The sequence below is a fragment of the Streptacidiphilus sp. EB103A genome (assembly GCF_041261405.1).
Taxonomy (GTDB): domain Bacteria; phylum Actinomycetota; class Actinomycetes; order Streptomycetales; family Streptomycetaceae; genus Streptacidiphilus.
In genome coordinates, this window is sequence record NZ_JBGCAQ010000002.1 from 189,418 (window position 1) to 191,284 (window position 1,867).

3 protein-coding genes are annotated in these 1,867 nt (G+C 68.1%); 1 reads left to right on the top strand and 2 read right to left on the bottom strand.

The features are described 5' to 3' along the window. Window positions 1-49: 49 nt before the first annotated feature. Window positions 50-250 carry a ferredoxin gene (locus ABH941_RS03985; RefSeq protein WP_370127142.1) on the top strand — a complete coding sequence of 67 codons (201 nt, stop codon included), beginning with the start codon at window positions 50-52 and terminating at the stop codon, window positions 248-250. 81 nt (window positions 251-331) lie between these two features. Here the strand turns inward: ABH941_RS03985 and ABH941_RS03990 are convergent, their stop codons facing one another. Beyond that, a complete protein-coding gene (locus tag ABH941_RS03990; protein WP_370127143.1) occupies window positions 332-1,057 on the bottom strand; it encodes a VC0807 family protein in 726 nt (241 codons plus the stop codon). Further along, window positions 1,054-1,674 (bottom strand): TetR/AcrR family transcriptional regulator, encoded by a 621-nt coding sequence (locus ABH941_RS03995; protein WP_370127144.1) that lies wholly within the window; start codon window positions 1,672-1,674, stop codon window positions 1,054-1,056. The genes ABH941_RS03990 and ABH941_RS03995 overlap by 4 nt, the downstream gene beginning before the upstream one ends. Window positions 1,675-1,867 lie beyond the last annotated feature (193 nt).

The following is a 1,867-nucleotide window of genomic DNA, read 5'->3' on the forward strand; positions in this document are numbered from 1 at the left end:
CCCGGGGCGAGGCCCCGGTTCGCCTGACCATGATGATGAGGAGAGACCGATGAAGATCACGATCGACCGGCAGCGCTGCGTGGGCGCCGGGAACTGTGTGATGGCCGCCGACGCGGTGTTCGAGCAGAACGAGTCGGACGGCCTGGTGGAACTGCTGCTCAGCAACCCGCCCGAGCATCTGCTCGGTCACGTCCGCGAGGCCGAACTGATCTGCCCCTCCGGCGCGATCGGGCTCGACGAGAACGCCTGAACCACGCCTGCCTCGGCCGACAGCCGACAGCCCGACCGCCCTCACGGCGGTCGGGCTGTCGGCTGAGACCGGGCCGAACGGTCAGCGGTTGCTCGACCGGGCGTCCTGGCCGACTGTCGCCTGCTCGGCGGAGTCCGGGGCCGCGTCCGCCCCCGGACCGCCGGCTGCGAGGATCTCCCAGAGGCCGGAGTTGGCGTGGTAGATGTTGGTGATCACCAGCAGGATCAGGGTGAAGACGCCGTACTGGATTCCGTTCCACAGCGGGACCATGTTGACCGGCAGGGCGTAGGCGATGCCCACCCGCAGGCCGGCGTCCAGGATCAGACCCACGCCCCAGAAGACCGTGGAGACCTGCCAGATCCGGCGGAACCGCGGCACCCGGTCCCACAGATCGTCCCAGGTCGCCGACCCGTTGGAGAACCGTCGCTCCAGCAGCGGACGGGAGAAGCTGAAGGCCAGCGGCCGTCGGCCCCACAGCGAGACCAGGAAGCCCACGCCGGCCACGCCGGTCAGCCACCCCTCCTTGAACAGCAGGAACCGGGGGCTGTTGGTGATCAGAGAGGCGATGATGCTCAGCACCATGACGGCCGCGACGAACAGCCCCAGCGAGTCGACCTTCCGCTTCCTGGCGAACTTCACCACCGTGCTCAGCAGCGGCGGTACCGTCCCGGCGGTGAGGGCGAGCACGTTCCCGACGCCGACCGCGTGCAGGCCGTAGTAGAGGGCGATCGGACCGGCCAGGTCGACCACCAGCATGCCGACCACGTGCAGACCGAGGTTGCCCTGGGGCTCTTCGCTGTTGCTCATGTGCACTCCAGTGCATCCTGGCGCGTGGCCAATTCGAACAAGGTCACCAGTTCCCGCGCGTAGTGGCGCAGGTCCAGATCGGGGTCGGACTCCAGCATGAACGGCAGCCCGTCGACGGCTCGCTGAATGGTCGTCGCCATCACGTGTGCGTCGAAGTCGCGGAACTCGCCGTCGGACTGACCCTCGCGCAGGATGCCCTCGACCGTGGAGACGACACTCTGGTCGGTCGCCGCGTCGTAGTGCAGCCCACCGCTGAGGAAGATCGACAGCAGTGCCTTCATCTGCGTGCGATGGCTCGCGACGAACTCGACCTTGGCCTCGATGTAGGCGCGCAGCGCCGCCGCCGCCGTGCCCTGGCCGTCCACCTTGTCGGACATGAAGGCGCCGAGCGCGGACGAGACCTCCCGGACCACCTGCTGGATCAGCTCGTCCTTGCCGGCGAAGTGGTACGAGATCAGCCGCGTGCTGCTCAGCTCCGCCCGTTCCGCGATCCGCGCGAACGAGGCCCGTGGGAAACCGACCTCGGCGATGGTCTCTATCGCGGCTTGCACGATCTGCGCCCGCCGGGCCGTGGTCGTGAACGGTCGCCTGTCCTCGTCCACGCTACTTACATGCATGAGTAAAAAGTACGTCGCCCAGGTAACGCTTGTCGAGGCTGTTCCGCCGGGCTCCCTGGAATTCCCTAGACAACACCGGCGGCACGCGACCGCCCAGGAACGGCGGTGCTAGCGTCCGAGCCCGAGACCGGCCTGCGGACCGTCGCCCGGCCGGACCCGATGGCGCTTCGTTCGGATTCGCAAGGTGGAGGCT